The organism is Bradyrhizobium sp. Ken01 (assembly GCF_055807355.1).
Genome location: NZ_JBVVPC010000021.1, coordinates 112,303 through 125,020 on the forward strand (window position 1 = coordinate 112,303; position 12,718 = coordinate 125,020).

The window sequence follows — 12,718 nt, forward strand, 5'->3', positions numbered from 1 at the left end:
GCGGAAAGATGCTGGATTGCTTCGTCGCTGCGCTCCTCGCAATGACGGCGGACGGGATCACTTCATCAGCGGGATCGAGAACTCCGCGCCTTCCTTGACGCCGGACGGCCAGCGCGAGGTCACCGTCTTGGTCTTGGTGTAGAAGCGGACCGAATCCGGGCCGTGCTGGTTGAGATCGCCGAAGCCCGACTTCTTCCAACCGCCGAAGGTATAATAGGCGATCGGCACCGGGATCGGCACGTTGATGCCGACCATGCCGACGTTGACCTTGGCCGCGAAGTCGCGCGCGGCGTCGCCGTCGCGGGTGAAGATCGCAACGCCGTTGCCGTAATCATGCTCCGACGGCAGCGCCAGCGCTTCCTTGTAATCGTGCGCACGCACGACCGAGAGCACAGGCCCAAAAATCTCTTCCTTATAGATCCGCATGTCCTTGGTGACGTTGTCGAACAGCGAGCCGCCGAGATAGAAGCCATTCTCGTAGCCCTGCATCTTGAAGCCCCGACCGTCGACGGCGAGCGTCGCGCCTTCCTTGATGCCGATGTCGATATAGCCCTTCACCTTCTCGACCGCCTCGCGCGTCACCAACGGACCGTAATCGGCGGAGGGATCGATCGAAGTGCCGATCTTGAGCGACTCGACGCGCGGGACCAGCTTTTCCATCAAGCGGTCGGCTGTGGACTTGCCGACGGGGACCGCGACGGACACGGCCATGCAGCGTTCGCCGGCCGAGCCATAGCCGGCGCCGATCAGTGCGTCGACGGCCTGGTCCATGTCGGCGTCGGGCATGATGATGGCGTGGTTCTTGGCGCCGCCAAAACACTGGCAGCGCTTGCCGGTCTGCGCGGCGCGCTCGTAGATGTATTGCGCGATCGGCGTGGAGCCGACGAAACCGACGGCCTTGATATCGGGATCGTCGAGGATGGCGTCGACCGCTTCCTTGTCGCCGTTGACGACATTGAGGATGCCGGCCGGCAGGCCCGCCTCGATCATCAGCTCGGCAAGCATCATCGGCACGCCGGGATCGCGCTCCGACGGCTTCAGGATGAAGGCGTTGCCGCAGGCAATCGCGGGCGCGAACTTCCACATCGGGATCATCGCCGGGAAATTGAACGGCGTGATGCCGGCAACGACGCCGAGCGCCTGGCGCATCGAGTAGATGTCGATGCCGGGGCCGGCGCCTTCGGTGTATTCGCCCTTCATCAGATGCGGGATACCGCAGGCGAATTCCGCGACTTCGAGGCCGCGCTGGATGTCGCCCTTGGCGTCAGGAACGGTCTTGCCATGCTCGCGGGCGAGCAGTTCGGCGAGCTTGTCGTAGTCGCGCTGCACCAGCTCGACAAACTTCATCATGACGCGGGCGCGGCGCTGCGGGTTGGTCGCAGCCCATTCCGGCTGCGCGGCGCGGGCGTTCTCCACGGCAGCGCGGACCTCGGTCTTGGACGCGAGCGCCACCTTGGCCTGGACGTCACCGGTCATCGGCTCGAAAACGTCGGCGGTGCGGCCCGAGGTGCCCTTGACCTCCTTGCCACCAATGAAATGTCCGACTGAACGCATGGAATGGTCTCCTTGAGGCGAGCTTGAACGCTTTGACAAATCCTATCGACCTGCATTTTATAGGATTCAAGTCTGAGATAATGCACCATAGATGTGCGAAAATGCTGGATCAAGGCGCTATCGACTGGGACGACTTCCGCTTCGTGCTGGCCATCGTGCGGGGCGGCTCGGTCTCGGCTGCGGCAAAGCAGCTCGGCGTCGACCATGCCACCGTCATCCGCCGTGTCGACCGGCTGGAGAAGCACCTCTCGGCCAAGCTTTTTGACCGGCGCAAGACCGGCTACCTGCTGACAGAGGCCGGCCAGCGCGTCGCCGACAGCGCCGAAGCCATGGAATCGACCATCGTCGCCAACCAGGAGCAGGTCGGTGGCTCCGTGGCGCGGCTGACCGGCACGGTACGGATCGGCGCCCCCGACGGCTTTGGGACCGCGTTCCTGGCGCCGCGACTGGCGCCGTTCGCGGACCGGTATCCCGATCTCGACCTGCAACTTGTGGCCACCGCGCGGCTGTTCAGCCTCTCCAAGCGCGAGGCCGATATCGCCATCAGCCTCACCATGCCGAAGGAAGGGCGCATCGTCGGCCGCAAGCTGCTCGACTACCGACTCGGACTCTATGCCGCACCCAACTATCTCGACCGCTTCCCGAAAATCACCTCGCGTGAGGTCCTGCCGCAACATCGTTTCGTCGGCTATATCGAGGAGCTCTTGTTCACGCCCGAGCTCGACTATCTGCCGCAGGTGTCGCCGAAGATCTCCGCGCGCTTGCGCAGCGCCAATCTGATCGCGCAACTCAATGCCACGCTCGCAGGCTTCGGTATCGCCGTGCTGCCGCACTTCATGGCGGCCGACTATCCGCAGCTGATTGCGGTGCTGGCGGAAGAGGTCTCGATCACCCGCACCTTCTGGATGCTGATGCACGCCGACAGCAAAGATCTGGCGCGGATTCGCGCGGTGGCGGATTATATTTCCGAGATCGTGGAGCGCGAGCGGGCGCTGTTTGCGGGGCGGACTTCGTAGGGTGGGTTAGCCCTGCAGATGCGCAAAGCGCATCTGCTCGGCGTAACCCACCAACTTCGTCCAGCGCTCACCAAAGCATGGTGGGTTACGCCTTTGGCTAACCCACCATACGCGTTCAACGGCACCTCGGCCTAGCTCTGCTTCGGCTTCTTCGCCACCGTTGCCTTCGGCTCACGCCGCGCGCCGTCCAGCGCGCTGTCCTTGCCCGTCTTCAGCACCTCGTCCGACAGTTCGCTGGAGCCGGCGATGCGCGCCAGCAACATGGTGCCGGCCATGGTCGCCAGGGTCGCGATTGCCTGCTTGCGCGCGGCCTTGCGCGGCAGATTTGGGATGAAGTCCGTGATCATCTCGATCATCTCGTCGAGCTTGCCGGCAAAGGCCTTTCGCGTCTTCGGGCTCTCCCGGGCGATCTCGGCGCCGAGCGCGGGGATCGAGCAACCGTGACCGGGGTTGTCGCGATGCACCGTGGAGAGATAGGTCTCGACGATCTGACTGAGCTGCTTCTCCGGCGCGACCTGGTCGGACTGCTTGCGCCAGTGCTCCATCGAACGATTCATGGCGTAGTCGAACGCCTCGATCACCAGCGCCTCGCGCGAGTCGAAATGGGCGTAGAAGCCGCCATGGGTGAGGCCCGCCTCCTTCATGAGATCGGCGACGCCAATGCCGTGGGCGCCCTTTTCGCGCAGCCGCACGGAGGCCTTCTTCACGATACGGTCGTGGGTTTCCTGCTTGTGTTCCCGGGAATAGCGCATGCGGATCTCATTGGATGTCGGAGGTCATCTAATAACACGGATATCGGCCGGACGGCGCATTAATTCCCGGTAAAATTGTTGCCGATCATGGAAAAGGTCGCCGTTGCGTGCACCGCAAGCGCCCCCTGACCATCGCGGACGAAGCCCTCGGTGTAGCTGGTCTGGCGTCCCAGCTTGATCACCTTGCCTTCGGCGGCGATCAGCCCGGACCGGACCGAGAGCGGTCGCAGGAAGGCCATTTTCAGATCGAGGGTGACGGAGCCCTGCCCGGACTCCAGCCTGGTCGAGATCGCACATCCCATCGCGGTGTCGATCAGCGCGGCGGCTGCGGCTCCGTGCAGGATCCCGATGGTGTTCTCGAGATCCTCACGCGGCTCGAGTTCCATGACGATCCGGCCCGGCTCGACCACGGCCATGACGAAGCCGATCAGCTTGGCAAACGGTGGCGGCGGCAACCGTCCGTCGCGGATGCCCAGCATCGCATCCATGCCTGACAGGCCCATCGCCACTTTCGCAACCGGCGCAGGCACCTGCCACTCCACCAGCCGCTCGCGCCGCTGCGCGGGCGAAAACAGGTCGAGTTGATCGACGTTGGTCATCGCGGCCTCTTTGTATGATTTTCATCATACTATTCTGCGGACTTCGCGCTGGCAACTGCCTCCTCGCCCGCTTGACAAGCCGGGCGTTTCGGCCCGGAAGTGATCCCGACAGGCGCGCCCTCGCGCAAGTCCACGAAACCTTCGAGATGCCACCATGGAAATGCTCAACAACCACTGCGGCGTGACGCGCGATGCGCGCGGCGTCGTTCATGTCGCGATCTGCAACGCCGGCTCGCTGAACATTTTGGGCTCGCCCGTCACCGAAGCGGTGCGCAAAGGCTTGCAGCAGCTCTCGTCGGACCGCAGCATCCGGGTTGTGGTGCTGCGCGGCCAGAGCGAGAAGAGCATGATCGGCGGCGCCGACATCAAGGAGATGGCCAGGCTCGACCAGAAGTCCGCCGAGGCCTTCATCAGCCGCCTGCGCGACCTCTGCGAGGTGGTGCGCGCCTTTCCGGCCCCGATGATCGCGCGCATGCCCGGCTGGTGCCTCGGCGGCGGGCTCGAAGTCGCTGCCGCCTGCGATTTCCGGATCGCGGCGCATGACGCGCATTTCGGCATGCCGGAGGTGCGCGTCGGCATTCCCTCGGTGATCCATGCCGCGCTGCTGCCGCGTCTGATCGGCTGGGCCCGCGCGCGCTGGCTGGTGATGACCGCGGAGAACATCGACGCGCCGACGGCACTGGCCTGGGGATTGGTCGACAAGGTCGCGCCGGAGGGCGGGCTCGATGCCGAGGTCGAGCATCTCGTGACGGCACTGCTCGAATGCGGCCCCGAGGCGCTGCGGTCGCAGAAGGCATTGCTGCGGCAGTGGGAGGAACTGCCGCTCACGGAGTCGGTGAATCTGAGCGTCAAGGTCTTTGGCGAGTCGTTCCTGACCGACGAGCCGACGCGGCTGATGGGCGCGTTTGTGAATCGGAAGCGATAGGGCCACCAACAACGGTGTCATGCCCGGCGAAGGCCGGGCATCCAGTACTCCGCGCGCCATCGGTTCAATCACAACCGCCTCGGCGTACTGGATCGCCCGCTTGCGCGGGCGATGACAGCAAGTTGTGGGACAACTCTTCGGCTCGCACGACCAAATCTCATGCGAACCACAAGATTTTCTCATGCCGGACGCAGTTGCATTTTTTGCGCCGCATCATATGATGATCATAATCTTACATGTCCGACATCGTAGGGAGTCTCCCCCATGGCAGAAGCCGCCGATCCCGTCGTCATCGTCTCCGCCGTCCGTAGCCCGCTCGGCCGCTTCATGGGCGAGCTGTCGCCGCTTCCCGCACACAAGCTCGGTTCGCACGTGATCGGCGCGGCACTCGAGCGTGCCAAGGTTGCGCCGGAGAAGGTCGACGAGGTCTTCATGGGCTGCGTCCTTCCCGCCGGCCAGGGCCAGGCCCCGGCGCGCCAGGCTGCGCGTGCCGCCGGCCTGCCCGACGCCACTGGGGCGACCACCGTGAACAAGGTCTGCGGCTCCGGCATGAAAGCGACCATGCTGGCGCACGACATCATTCGCGCCGGCTCGGCCGAGATCGTCGTCTCCGGCGGCATGGAGAGCATGAGCAATGCGCCGTATCTGCTGGCGAAGGCGCGCGGCGGCTACCGCGCCGGCCATGACCGCATCATCGACCACATGATGATGGACGGGCTGGAAGATGCCTACGAGACCGGCCGCTCCATGGGCGATTTCGGCGAGGCGACGGCAGAGGCCTATCAGTTCACCCGCAAGGACCAGGACGCCTATGCGATGGAAACATTGAGCCGTGCGCGCAAGGCGGTCGAGGGCGGTGCGTTCAAGGCCGAGATCGCGCCGATCACGCTGAGCGAGAAGGCAGGTCCCCGCACCGTCGCCAATGACGAGCATCCGCTGAAGGTCGATCCCGCAAAAATCCCCGGGCTGAAGCCGGCGTTCCGCGCCAACGGCACCATCACGCCGGCGGCCTCCTCCGCCAACGCCGATGGCGCCGCTGCGCTGGTGCTGACCAAGCGCTCACTCGCCGATCGCAGCGGCCTGCCGGCTCTCGCCGTGATCAAGGGCCACGCCACCCACAGCCAGGAACCGCAATGGTTCACCACGGCGCCGATCCCGGCGATCCGCAAACTCTTGGACAAAGTCGGCTGGAGTGCCGGCGATGTCGATCTGTTCGAGATCAACGAAGCCTTCGCCGTGGTGGCGATGGCGGCGCAGCGCGATCTCGGAATTTCCCGTGACAAGCTCAACATCAACGGCGGCGCCTGCGCGCTCGGCCATCCGATCGGCGCCACCGGCGCACGGCTGATCGTGACGCTGCTGCATGCGCTCGAGGCGCGAAACCTCAAACGCGGCGTAGCGGCGCTCTGCATCGGCGGCGGCGAAGCCACTGCGATCGCGGTGGAGCGCCTGAAGCACTGACGTAAACGTCCGGAAATGAGGGAACTCTGTCATTTCAGACAGACGCGTCCCGTGCCATTCTGCAAACTCGCGCAGGTGTTTCAAATCCTGCCCATCAAGATTGAGGCCCAATGATCTCGAGCTGGCTCGCGGCAACACTCGGCCGCCGCAATATCCACTACGGCTGGGTGATGGTCGGCGTGACCTTCCTCACCGCGCTGATCAGCGCCGGCACGGTCGGCGCGCCCGGCGTGTTCATCGTTCCGCTTCAGAAGGAGTTCGGCTGGAGCACGGCGGAGATCTCCTCCGCGCTGTCAATCCGCTTCATCCTGTTCGGGCTGATGGCGCCGTTCGCGGCTGCCCTGCTCAACCGCTACGGCCTGCGCAACGTCACCCTGACCGCACAGCTCATCGTGGTCTCGGCGCTGGTGCTCTCGCTCGGCATGACCGAGGTCTGGCAGCTCGTGGCGCTGTGGGGCGTGGTGATCGGGATCGGCACCGGCATGACTGCGCTGGTGCTCGGCGCCACCATCGCGACGCGCTGGTTCGCGGCACGGCGCGGCCTCGTCGTTGGCATCATGACCGCGAGCGTCGCCACCGGCCAGCTCGTATTCCTGCCGCTGCTGGCAAGCCTCACCGAACGTTTCGGCTGGCGGCTTGCACTCGGCTTTGTCTGCATCGCGCTTGGTGTTTCCGCCCTCGCGGTCCTGCTCGCGATGCGCGACCGTCCGAGCGATTTGGGCCTGCGCCCGTTCGGCGACGAAGGCACCACCCCCCTGCCCGCGCCGCCCGTCAGCCATGGCTCGATCACCGGCGTCGCACTCGGCACGCTGCGCGACGCCTCGAAGAGCAGCGCGTTCTGGGTCCTGTTTGCGACGTTCTTCGTCTGCGGTGCATCGACCAATGGCCTCGTGCAGGTGCATCTGATTCCGATGTGCCTCGATTTCGGCATCCCGCAGGTGCAGGCCGCCGGCCTGCTGGCTGCAATGGGCATCTTCGACTTCTTCGGCACCATCATGTCGGGCTGGCTGTCGGACCGCTACGACAACCGCTATCTGCTGTTCTGGTATTACGGCCTGCGCGGGCTCTCGCTGATCTTCCTCCCCTTCAGCGATTTCTCGTTCTATGGGCTCTCGATCTTTGCGATGTTCTACGGCCTCGACTGGATCGCGACCGTGCCGCCCACGGTGCGCCTCACCGCGCAGAAATTCGGACCCGAGCGCGCCAATCTGGTGTTCGGCTGGATCTTTGCCGGCCACCAGCTCGGCGCCGGCACCGCTGCCTTCGGCGCCGGTTTCTCGCGGACGGTCTATCAGAGCTACCTGCCCGCCTTCTTCATCGCCGGCGCGCTCTGCGTGTTCGCCTCGCTGATCGTGCTGACACTGTCGCGACAACCGAAGCCAAAGCCGCAAGCCGCGATGGCTTAGTACCTGATCGTGGTGGTGACGCCGAAGACCGCGGCGTCACCGATCCGCGCAACACCGCTCTGGTCGTCCGGATTCTGGACGCCGCCCGAGGGGCGGAACACGTACTGGAAGTACGGCGCGATCAGCCAGCCCGGCTTGATGTGCGCCTCGTAGATCATCTCGATCAGCGTCTCGTTGCTGCGCACGGGACTTTGGACGCCCGTGAAGGATTGCGTGTCGAGATCGAGGTTGCGCGCAGTGTTCGAGATGCGCATGTAGGCCGCGGCCACGCCAAAGCGGTCGAGCGAACGGCCCGGGACGAAGCCGACAAAGCCGATGCCGCCGTCGAGATAGAGATCGATCAGGTTGCGGTCCGGTGGGCTGTAGGCGATGCGGCCGAACGCGGTGACGCCCGGGATCGAGGCCGACGTGCTGTTGTCCTTGACCTCAGGCGGGCGATAGAGCACCTGCTCGATGACGGCAAAGACTCCGTAGTTGCCGCGAAGCTTTGCCGGAATGCCGCTGCCGTCGCGATCGGCGATCGACCGCCCATCCGCGGCGAAGCGCTGGCTGTCGAACGAGCCATAATGCTTCCAGGCACCCGGCGTGATATTGCCGGCGAGCGGACGGCCGCCGATATCGATGTCGTAGTTGAAGCGAACCTGCCCGATCACCCACGGCGGGTCGTTGACGCGAAAGGCGAGACCATGATGGTCGCGAAGCTGCGGATCTGCATCGCCAGGTCCTGACGGATCGCCGTTGAAGACAGCACCGAATGCCGTGATCTGGTCCGTCAGCGCGGCCTTGATGCGAATGCCAGGCACCGCGATTGGCGGAGCCGGGCCGCCGGCCGGAAGGTTCGACGCCTTGATCGCCGGCCAGCCGAACGTGCCGTTGATGAAGAGGTCGTCGGTCTGGCTGTCGAAGAACTCGACATCGGCGGCCTGCTGGCCGGCCCTGATGTTCAAGCGGTCGTTGAAGAAGCTCTGCTCGAAATAGGCATTGTAGAGCCGCTGGTCCGGCAGCGCCTCGATCTCACTGATGGTGGCGAGATTCATGACGTAGTTGCGGCTCAGGCCCCGCCCGTAGATCACGAAGGCATTGGCGTAGAAACGGCCACCGGTCCAGCCGACCAGCTTGTCGAGATCGGCATCGACCGACAGATCGAGCCGGCCGAAATGGATGGCGCCGCGCTTAACACCGCCCGACACATTGCCGATATTGTCGCCGATGTAGGTGGCGCCGAAATTCAGGCCCTTGTTGGCGAGGCCGTCATGCCACGCGTTGAACCATCTTGGAGCCAGCCACTCCGCCGCGCTCTCGTCCTTGGCGCCGGCGAGCGCGCCGGTGCTCGCCACTGTCGAGGCCAGCACAATCGCGGCCGCATTTCGCAGCGAAAATTGATGTGCACTCGCGATCACGGCTGATAGGCGTACGCTATTTGAAAATACCGGTACGCCGCATGAAGAGATAGGCCGCACCGACCGACGAGGCCATCAGGAGCGCCGCCCAGAAAAATCCGCTCTCGACATCGGTCAGCGGCAGGCCCTTGGTGTTCATGCCGAAGATACCGGTGATCAGCGTCGGCGGCAGCAGCAGCGAGGTTACGATCGAGAGCGTGTGGAGGTGGTTGTTGCTTTCCTCCTCGTTCTTGAAACGCAGCTCCTCCTCGAGCAGGCGGCTGCGTTCGCGCAGCTCGACGATATCGTGGTCGAGGCCGTCCAGCCGCTGCGCCAGCTTGCCGGCCTGGATTCGCAGGTCCGGCGACAGGTGGTCGGTGTTCTTCTGGTCGAGGCGATGGAACAGCGTACGCAGGCCGGTGAGCTGGCGATGCAGCCTGACGCAGGTCCGGCGCAGCCGGCCAAGATTGCGGCGCATCTCCGGCTTGGCGTCGTCGGCCAAAATCCGCTCCTCGATGTCGTCGATCTCCTGGCCGAGCTTGTCGGCCGCCATCCTATCAAGCGTGTCGGCGACCTCGTCGACGATCTTTTCAAGGAGATGGGCGACGTTGTCGACGCGGTAGCCGCCTTCGAGCACCCGGCGTGTCGCATCCGCCGAGCACAGCGCCTGATGGCGGCCGCTGATCAGGAGCCGCTCGGTCATGGCGAAGCGCAGGAACGCGGTCTCCTCCGTCGCGCTGTCGATCTCGCGCACGAGGTCGGAGAATACGCCGTAGACGCAGTGGTCGATGACGTGAAGCTGCTGGAAGGTGTCGCTGGACAGCAAGAGCTCGCGCGCGAGCGGCGGCAGCTGTGACGCGGCGATCCACGGCCGCGCGCGCGTGTCCGTGAGGTTGAAATGCAGCCAGAGCCGGCCGTCGTGACTGAACTCGATCGGCTGGTCGATCGGCAGCGCCTCGGCGCCGCCGTCGCCGTGGAGGCGGAATGCCCATACCAGGCCGGGAATGCAAGGCACGGAATCCGATATCGCGCTGACAAGCTTAGCCGGCTCAGCCATGACCAACCCCAACCGTCAACGAACGCCCCGCTCCGCAAGATGGCTGACGGCATCTTCCGGACCCTCGCGGGTACTCAATTACGGCATTGTTACAGTTTGATGATGACGCCCTACTCCGCGGCCAGCCCGGTGGTGGCCAACTCGGCTTCCCTGATGTAGTCGTGCACGACGCGGCCGAACGGCAGCGTCAGGTCGGCGATGTAATGATGCGCGCCGAGGCAGCGGCGGACCGGGAAATCGGCTACGGGGGCATTGACATGCGGCACCAGATGCAGCCGGCCGGGCCCCATCCAGGAGCCTTTCGGCACGATGTCGATGAGGTTGATCGCGACGAGCTGGCAGATCTCGAGGCGGCCGTCGACGCCGGGGATCATCTTCAGATTGACCTGCGTCTTCGACAGCGTCGCCCGGGTCAGGTCTCCGTTGCCGGCCATGCTCTCGTGCTTGTAGCCCATCGTGCCCATGGCGACGAGCTGGCCGGCATATTCCAGCGTGCCCGTCAGCGTGTCCTTGACGATCTCGAGTTTGGGATGGGCGTATTTCTTGGGAAAGCCCCATATCTCGCGGCCGGCTGCGATCGGCGGATCGTCGTCCAGATACATCTGCGAAACGAAATTGACCTCCTCGCCGTGCAGGCGCGCGGGGATGACGAGGCCGGATTCGGTGTAGCTGCCGAAGCCGGACGAGTCCGGCATCCTGATCCATTCGTAATGCACGATCGGCTGGTCGATCGGCTCCAGCGGCTCAGGCAGGCCGGCGCGGATCAGCTCCGGATCGGTCTCGTAGGTGATGACGAGGAATTCGCGGTTGACGAAGCGATAGGGCCCCGCCGGATAGCTCGGCCCAGCCGCCGGCATGGATGGAAGCCTCAGTAAATCTTCCCTGCGCATCGCCGGTCTCCTCTCGTGGTGCTCATGTGATGCCCGCCCGGCAGCGTCAGGCGGCGATGCAGATTGCTAGCCGCCGTCATTGACTGCGATGTGAAGGATTTCCGTCATCCGCACGACCGCAGCCATTCTTAGGGCGCTCATGGTGCATGCAAGCGATGCATCGGCGCCAGAATGTCATCACGCCGTCACCGCCCGACGCAATCGTTTGGCCTCTGTCATTGAAGCATGATCTCCATGCTTGCCAGGAGGCACACCATGGACGCCCGAACGTCGCAACCGGCTCATCAGACCCATCAGCCTCCCTCGCGAGGCTGGCGGCCCGAGCGCTGCGACCGCGTTGCGCTGGTGTTGCAAGGTGGCGGCGCGCTCGGCGCCTACCAGGCCGGCGTCTACCAGGCGCTGCACGAGGCCGGCATCGAGCCCGACTGGGTCTGTGGCGTCTCGATCGGCGCGATCAACTCCGCCATCATCGCAGGCAACAAGCCGGAGAAGCGGCTCGAGGCGCTGCGCATCTTCTGGGAGCGCATCACCAACCGCAAGATCTGGCACTACACGCCTGACGGAGACATCTTCCGCCAGTGGCGCAATCTCACCAGCGCGTGGATGACGTCGGCGATGGGCCAACCGGGCTTCTTCAGCCCGCATCAGGTCAATCCCTGGCTGAGCCCGGTCGGCGCCCGGACCGCCACCAGCTATTACGACACGATGCCGCTGAAGGAGAGCCTGCTCGAGCTCGTCGACTTCGACCTCATCAACGAGAAGAAGGTTCGCTTCGCGGTCGGCGCCGTCAACGTGCTCTCCGGCAATTTCATCTATTTCGACAATTCCCATGACGAGATCGAGCCGGAGCACATCATGGCTTCCGGCGCCCTGCCCCCGGCACTGCCGATGGTACGGATCGGCACCGATCATTTCTGGGACGGCGGCATCGTCTCCAACACGCCGCTTCAGCACCTGCTCGACCAGGAAGACGCGCTCAATTCGCTGGTGTTCCAGGTCGACCTGTTCAGCGCACGCGGCGTGCTGCCGCGCTCGATCCAGGACGTGATGGCCCGCCACAAGGACATCATGTATTCCTCGCGCACCCGCCACAACACCGACGTCTACCGCCGAACCCACAACCTCAAGGTCCTGCTCTACAAGGCCTTGGCCAAGCTGCCCGACGAGCAGCTCTCCGAGGAGGAGCGCAAACTCAAGTCAAGCCTGCGCCACATGCCGGAGATCGCGATCCTGCATCTGATCTACCAGCAGAAGGCCTACGAGGGCGACGCCAAGGACCACGAATTCTCGGGCACCTCGATGCGCGAGCACTGGACCTCCGGCTACGAAGACACCAAGCGCACCCTCAAGCGCCGCGACTGGATCAAGATGCCCGACGAAGGCATGGGCCTCGTGGTGCACGACGTGCACCGGGAGACGGAGAGCGCGTAGCTCTATCGTCCCGTCGCGATCACCCAATTCCCGTTCCCGGCTTGCAGGCACACTTTCGCATTCTCGCGGCTCATTTTGCCCGAGCTTTGCTCTTGTCTTCGCACCCTCTCGAAGGAAAGGGCGCAGGGAAGGCCGGGCGCCGGCTGGCACCCGTAGTCCCGTGTGCGAGCAAGACGCGCACGGGGTGGACGACAGGTGACGCCGGCAACCGGCCTTCCCTGCGCGAATGGTTTTACGGCTTATGACGC

General features: G+C 64.6%; 11 protein-coding genes. 5 read left to right on the forward strand and 6 right to left on the reverse strand.

All coding sequences use genetic code 11. The features are described 5' to 3' along the window. Nucleotides 1–57 precede the first annotated feature (57 nt). Nucleotides 58–1,554, reverse strand: a complete 1,497-nt coding sequence (locus AC0L3S_RS20805; RefSeq protein WP_473280966.1) for a CoA-acylating methylmalonate-semialdehyde dehydrogenase — start codon at nucleotides 1,552–1,554, stop codon at nucleotides 58–60. 101 nt (nucleotides 1,555–1,655) lie between these two features. On the opposite strand from AC0L3S_RS20805, the gene AC0L3S_RS20810 reads away from it, so the two are divergent. Continuing rightward, nucleotides 1,656–2,570 (forward strand): LysR family transcriptional regulator, encoded by a 915-nt coding sequence (locus AC0L3S_RS20810; RefSeq protein WP_473280968.1) that lies wholly within the window; start codon nucleotides 1,656–1,658, stop codon nucleotides 2,568–2,570. A 131-nt stretch (nucleotides 2,571–2,701) separates the two neighbouring features. Here AC0L3S_RS20810 and AC0L3S_RS20815 read toward each other — a convergent pair whose 3' ends face one another. Together AC0L3S_RS20815 and AC0L3S_RS20820 are read right to left on the reverse strand one after the other, a co-directional pair. Beyond that, entirely contained in the window at nucleotides 2,702–3,322 is a 621-nt protein-coding gene (locus AC0L3S_RS20815) for a TetR/AcrR family transcriptional regulator (protein WP_473257424.1), read from the reverse strand. Nucleotides 3,323–3,381: 59 nt separating this feature from the next. Next, the gene (locus tag AC0L3S_RS20820; RefSeq protein WP_473280971.1) at nucleotides 3,382–3,921 is read right to left on the reverse strand and encodes a PaaI family thioesterase; all 540 of its coding nucleotides are present in this window, start codon (nucleotides 3,919–3,921) and stop codon (nucleotides 3,382–3,384) included. A 154-nt stretch (nucleotides 3,922–4,075) separates the two neighbouring features. Here AC0L3S_RS20820 and AC0L3S_RS20825 point away from each other — a divergent pair, with 154 nt between their 5' ends. The 3 genes from AC0L3S_RS20825 (at nucleotide 4,076) to AC0L3S_RS20835 (ending at nucleotide 7,713) form a co-directional block, all read left to right on the forward strand. After that, nucleotides 4,076–4,846: an enoyl-CoA hydratase gene (locus tag AC0L3S_RS20825; RefSeq protein ID WP_473280973.1), complete on the forward strand. Its 771-nt coding sequence runs from the start codon at nucleotides 4,076–4,078 to the stop codon at nucleotides 4,844–4,846. A 264-nt stretch (nucleotides 4,847–5,110) separates the two neighbouring features. Next, the gene (locus AC0L3S_RS20830; RefSeq protein ID WP_473280975.1) at nucleotides 5,111–6,307 is read left to right on the forward strand and encodes an acetyl-CoA C-acyltransferase; all 1,197 of its coding nucleotides are present in this window, start codon (nucleotides 5,111–5,113) and stop codon (nucleotides 6,305–6,307) included. Nucleotides 6,308–6,417: 110 nt separating this feature from the next. Further along, nucleotides 6,418–7,713, forward strand: a complete 1,296-nt coding sequence (locus AC0L3S_RS20835; RefSeq protein ID WP_473280977.1) for an MFS transporter — start codon at nucleotides 6,418–6,420, stop codon at nucleotides 7,711–7,713. On the opposite strand, the gene AC0L3S_RS20840 is transcribed toward AC0L3S_RS20835, so the two are convergent. The 3 genes from AC0L3S_RS20840 to AC0L3S_RS20850 form a co-directional block, all read right to left on the reverse strand. Next, the gene (locus AC0L3S_RS20840; RefSeq protein WP_473280979.1) at nucleotides 7,710–9,113 is read right to left on the reverse strand and encodes a carbohydrate porin; all 1,404 of its coding nucleotides are present in this window, start codon (nucleotides 9,111–9,113) and stop codon (nucleotides 7,710–7,712) included. The two genes, AC0L3S_RS20835 and AC0L3S_RS20840, sit on opposite strands and share 4 nt — an antisense overlap. 16 nt (nucleotides 9,114–9,129) lie before the next feature. Next, nucleotides 9,130–10,149, reverse strand: coding sequence for a transporter (locus AC0L3S_RS20845; protein WP_473280981.1), 1,020 nt, complete (start codon nucleotides 10,147–10,149; stop codon nucleotides 9,130–9,132). A gap of 110 nt (nucleotides 10,150–10,259) precedes the next feature. Continuing rightward, nucleotides 10,260–11,039 (reverse strand): acetoacetate decarboxylase, encoded by a 780-nt coding sequence (locus AC0L3S_RS20850; RefSeq protein WP_473280983.1) that lies wholly within the window; start codon nucleotides 11,037–11,039, stop codon nucleotides 10,260–10,262. 255 nt (nucleotides 11,040–11,294) lie between these two features. On the opposite strand from AC0L3S_RS20850, the gene AC0L3S_RS20855 reads away from it, so the two are divergent. After that, nucleotides 11,295–12,470, forward strand: a complete 1,176-nt coding sequence (locus AC0L3S_RS20855; protein ID WP_473257447.1) for a patatin-like phospholipase family protein — start codon at nucleotides 11,295–11,297, stop codon at nucleotides 12,468–12,470. Nucleotides 12,471–12,718: the final 248 nt, after the last annotated feature.

Coding starts and splice junctions, on each gene's coding strand:
- AC0L3S_RS20815 (WP_473257424.1), bottom strand. CDS start 3,322: ATGCGCTATTCCCGGGAACACAAGCAGGAAACCCACGACCGTATCGTG.
- AC0L3S_RS20825 (WP_473280973.1), top strand. CDS start 4,076: ATGGAAATGCTCAACAACCACTGCGGCGTGACGCGCGATGCGCGCGGC.
- AC0L3S_RS20835 (WP_473280977.1), top strand. CDS start 6,418: ATGATCTCGAGCTGGCTCGCGGCAACACTCGGCCGCCGCAATATCCAC.
- AC0L3S_RS20845 (WP_473280981.1), bottom strand. CDS start 10,149: ATGGCTGAGCCGGCTAAGCTTGTCAGCGCGATATCGGATTCCGTGCCT.
- AC0L3S_RS20810 (WP_473280968.1), top strand. CDS start 1,656: ATGCTGGATCAAGGCGCTATCGACTGGGACGACTTCCGCTTCGTGCTG.
- AC0L3S_RS20820 (WP_473280971.1), bottom strand. CDS start 3,921: ATGACCAACGTCGATCAACTCGACCTGTTTTCGCCCGCGCAGCGGCGC.
- AC0L3S_RS20855 (WP_473257447.1), top strand. CDS start 11,295: ATGGACGCCCGAACGTCGCAACCGGCTCATCAGACCCATCAGCCTCCC.
- AC0L3S_RS20850 (WP_473280983.1), bottom strand. CDS start 11,039: ATGCGCAGGGAAGATTTACTGAGGCTTCCATCCATGCCGGCGGCTGGG.
- AC0L3S_RS20830 (WP_473280975.1), top strand. CDS start 5,111: ATGGCAGAAGCCGCCGATCCCGTCGTCATCGTCTCCGCCGTCCGTAGC.
- AC0L3S_RS20805 (WP_473280966.1), bottom strand. CDS start 1,554: ATGCGTTCAGTCGGACATTTCATTGGTGGCAAGGAGGTCAAGGGCACC.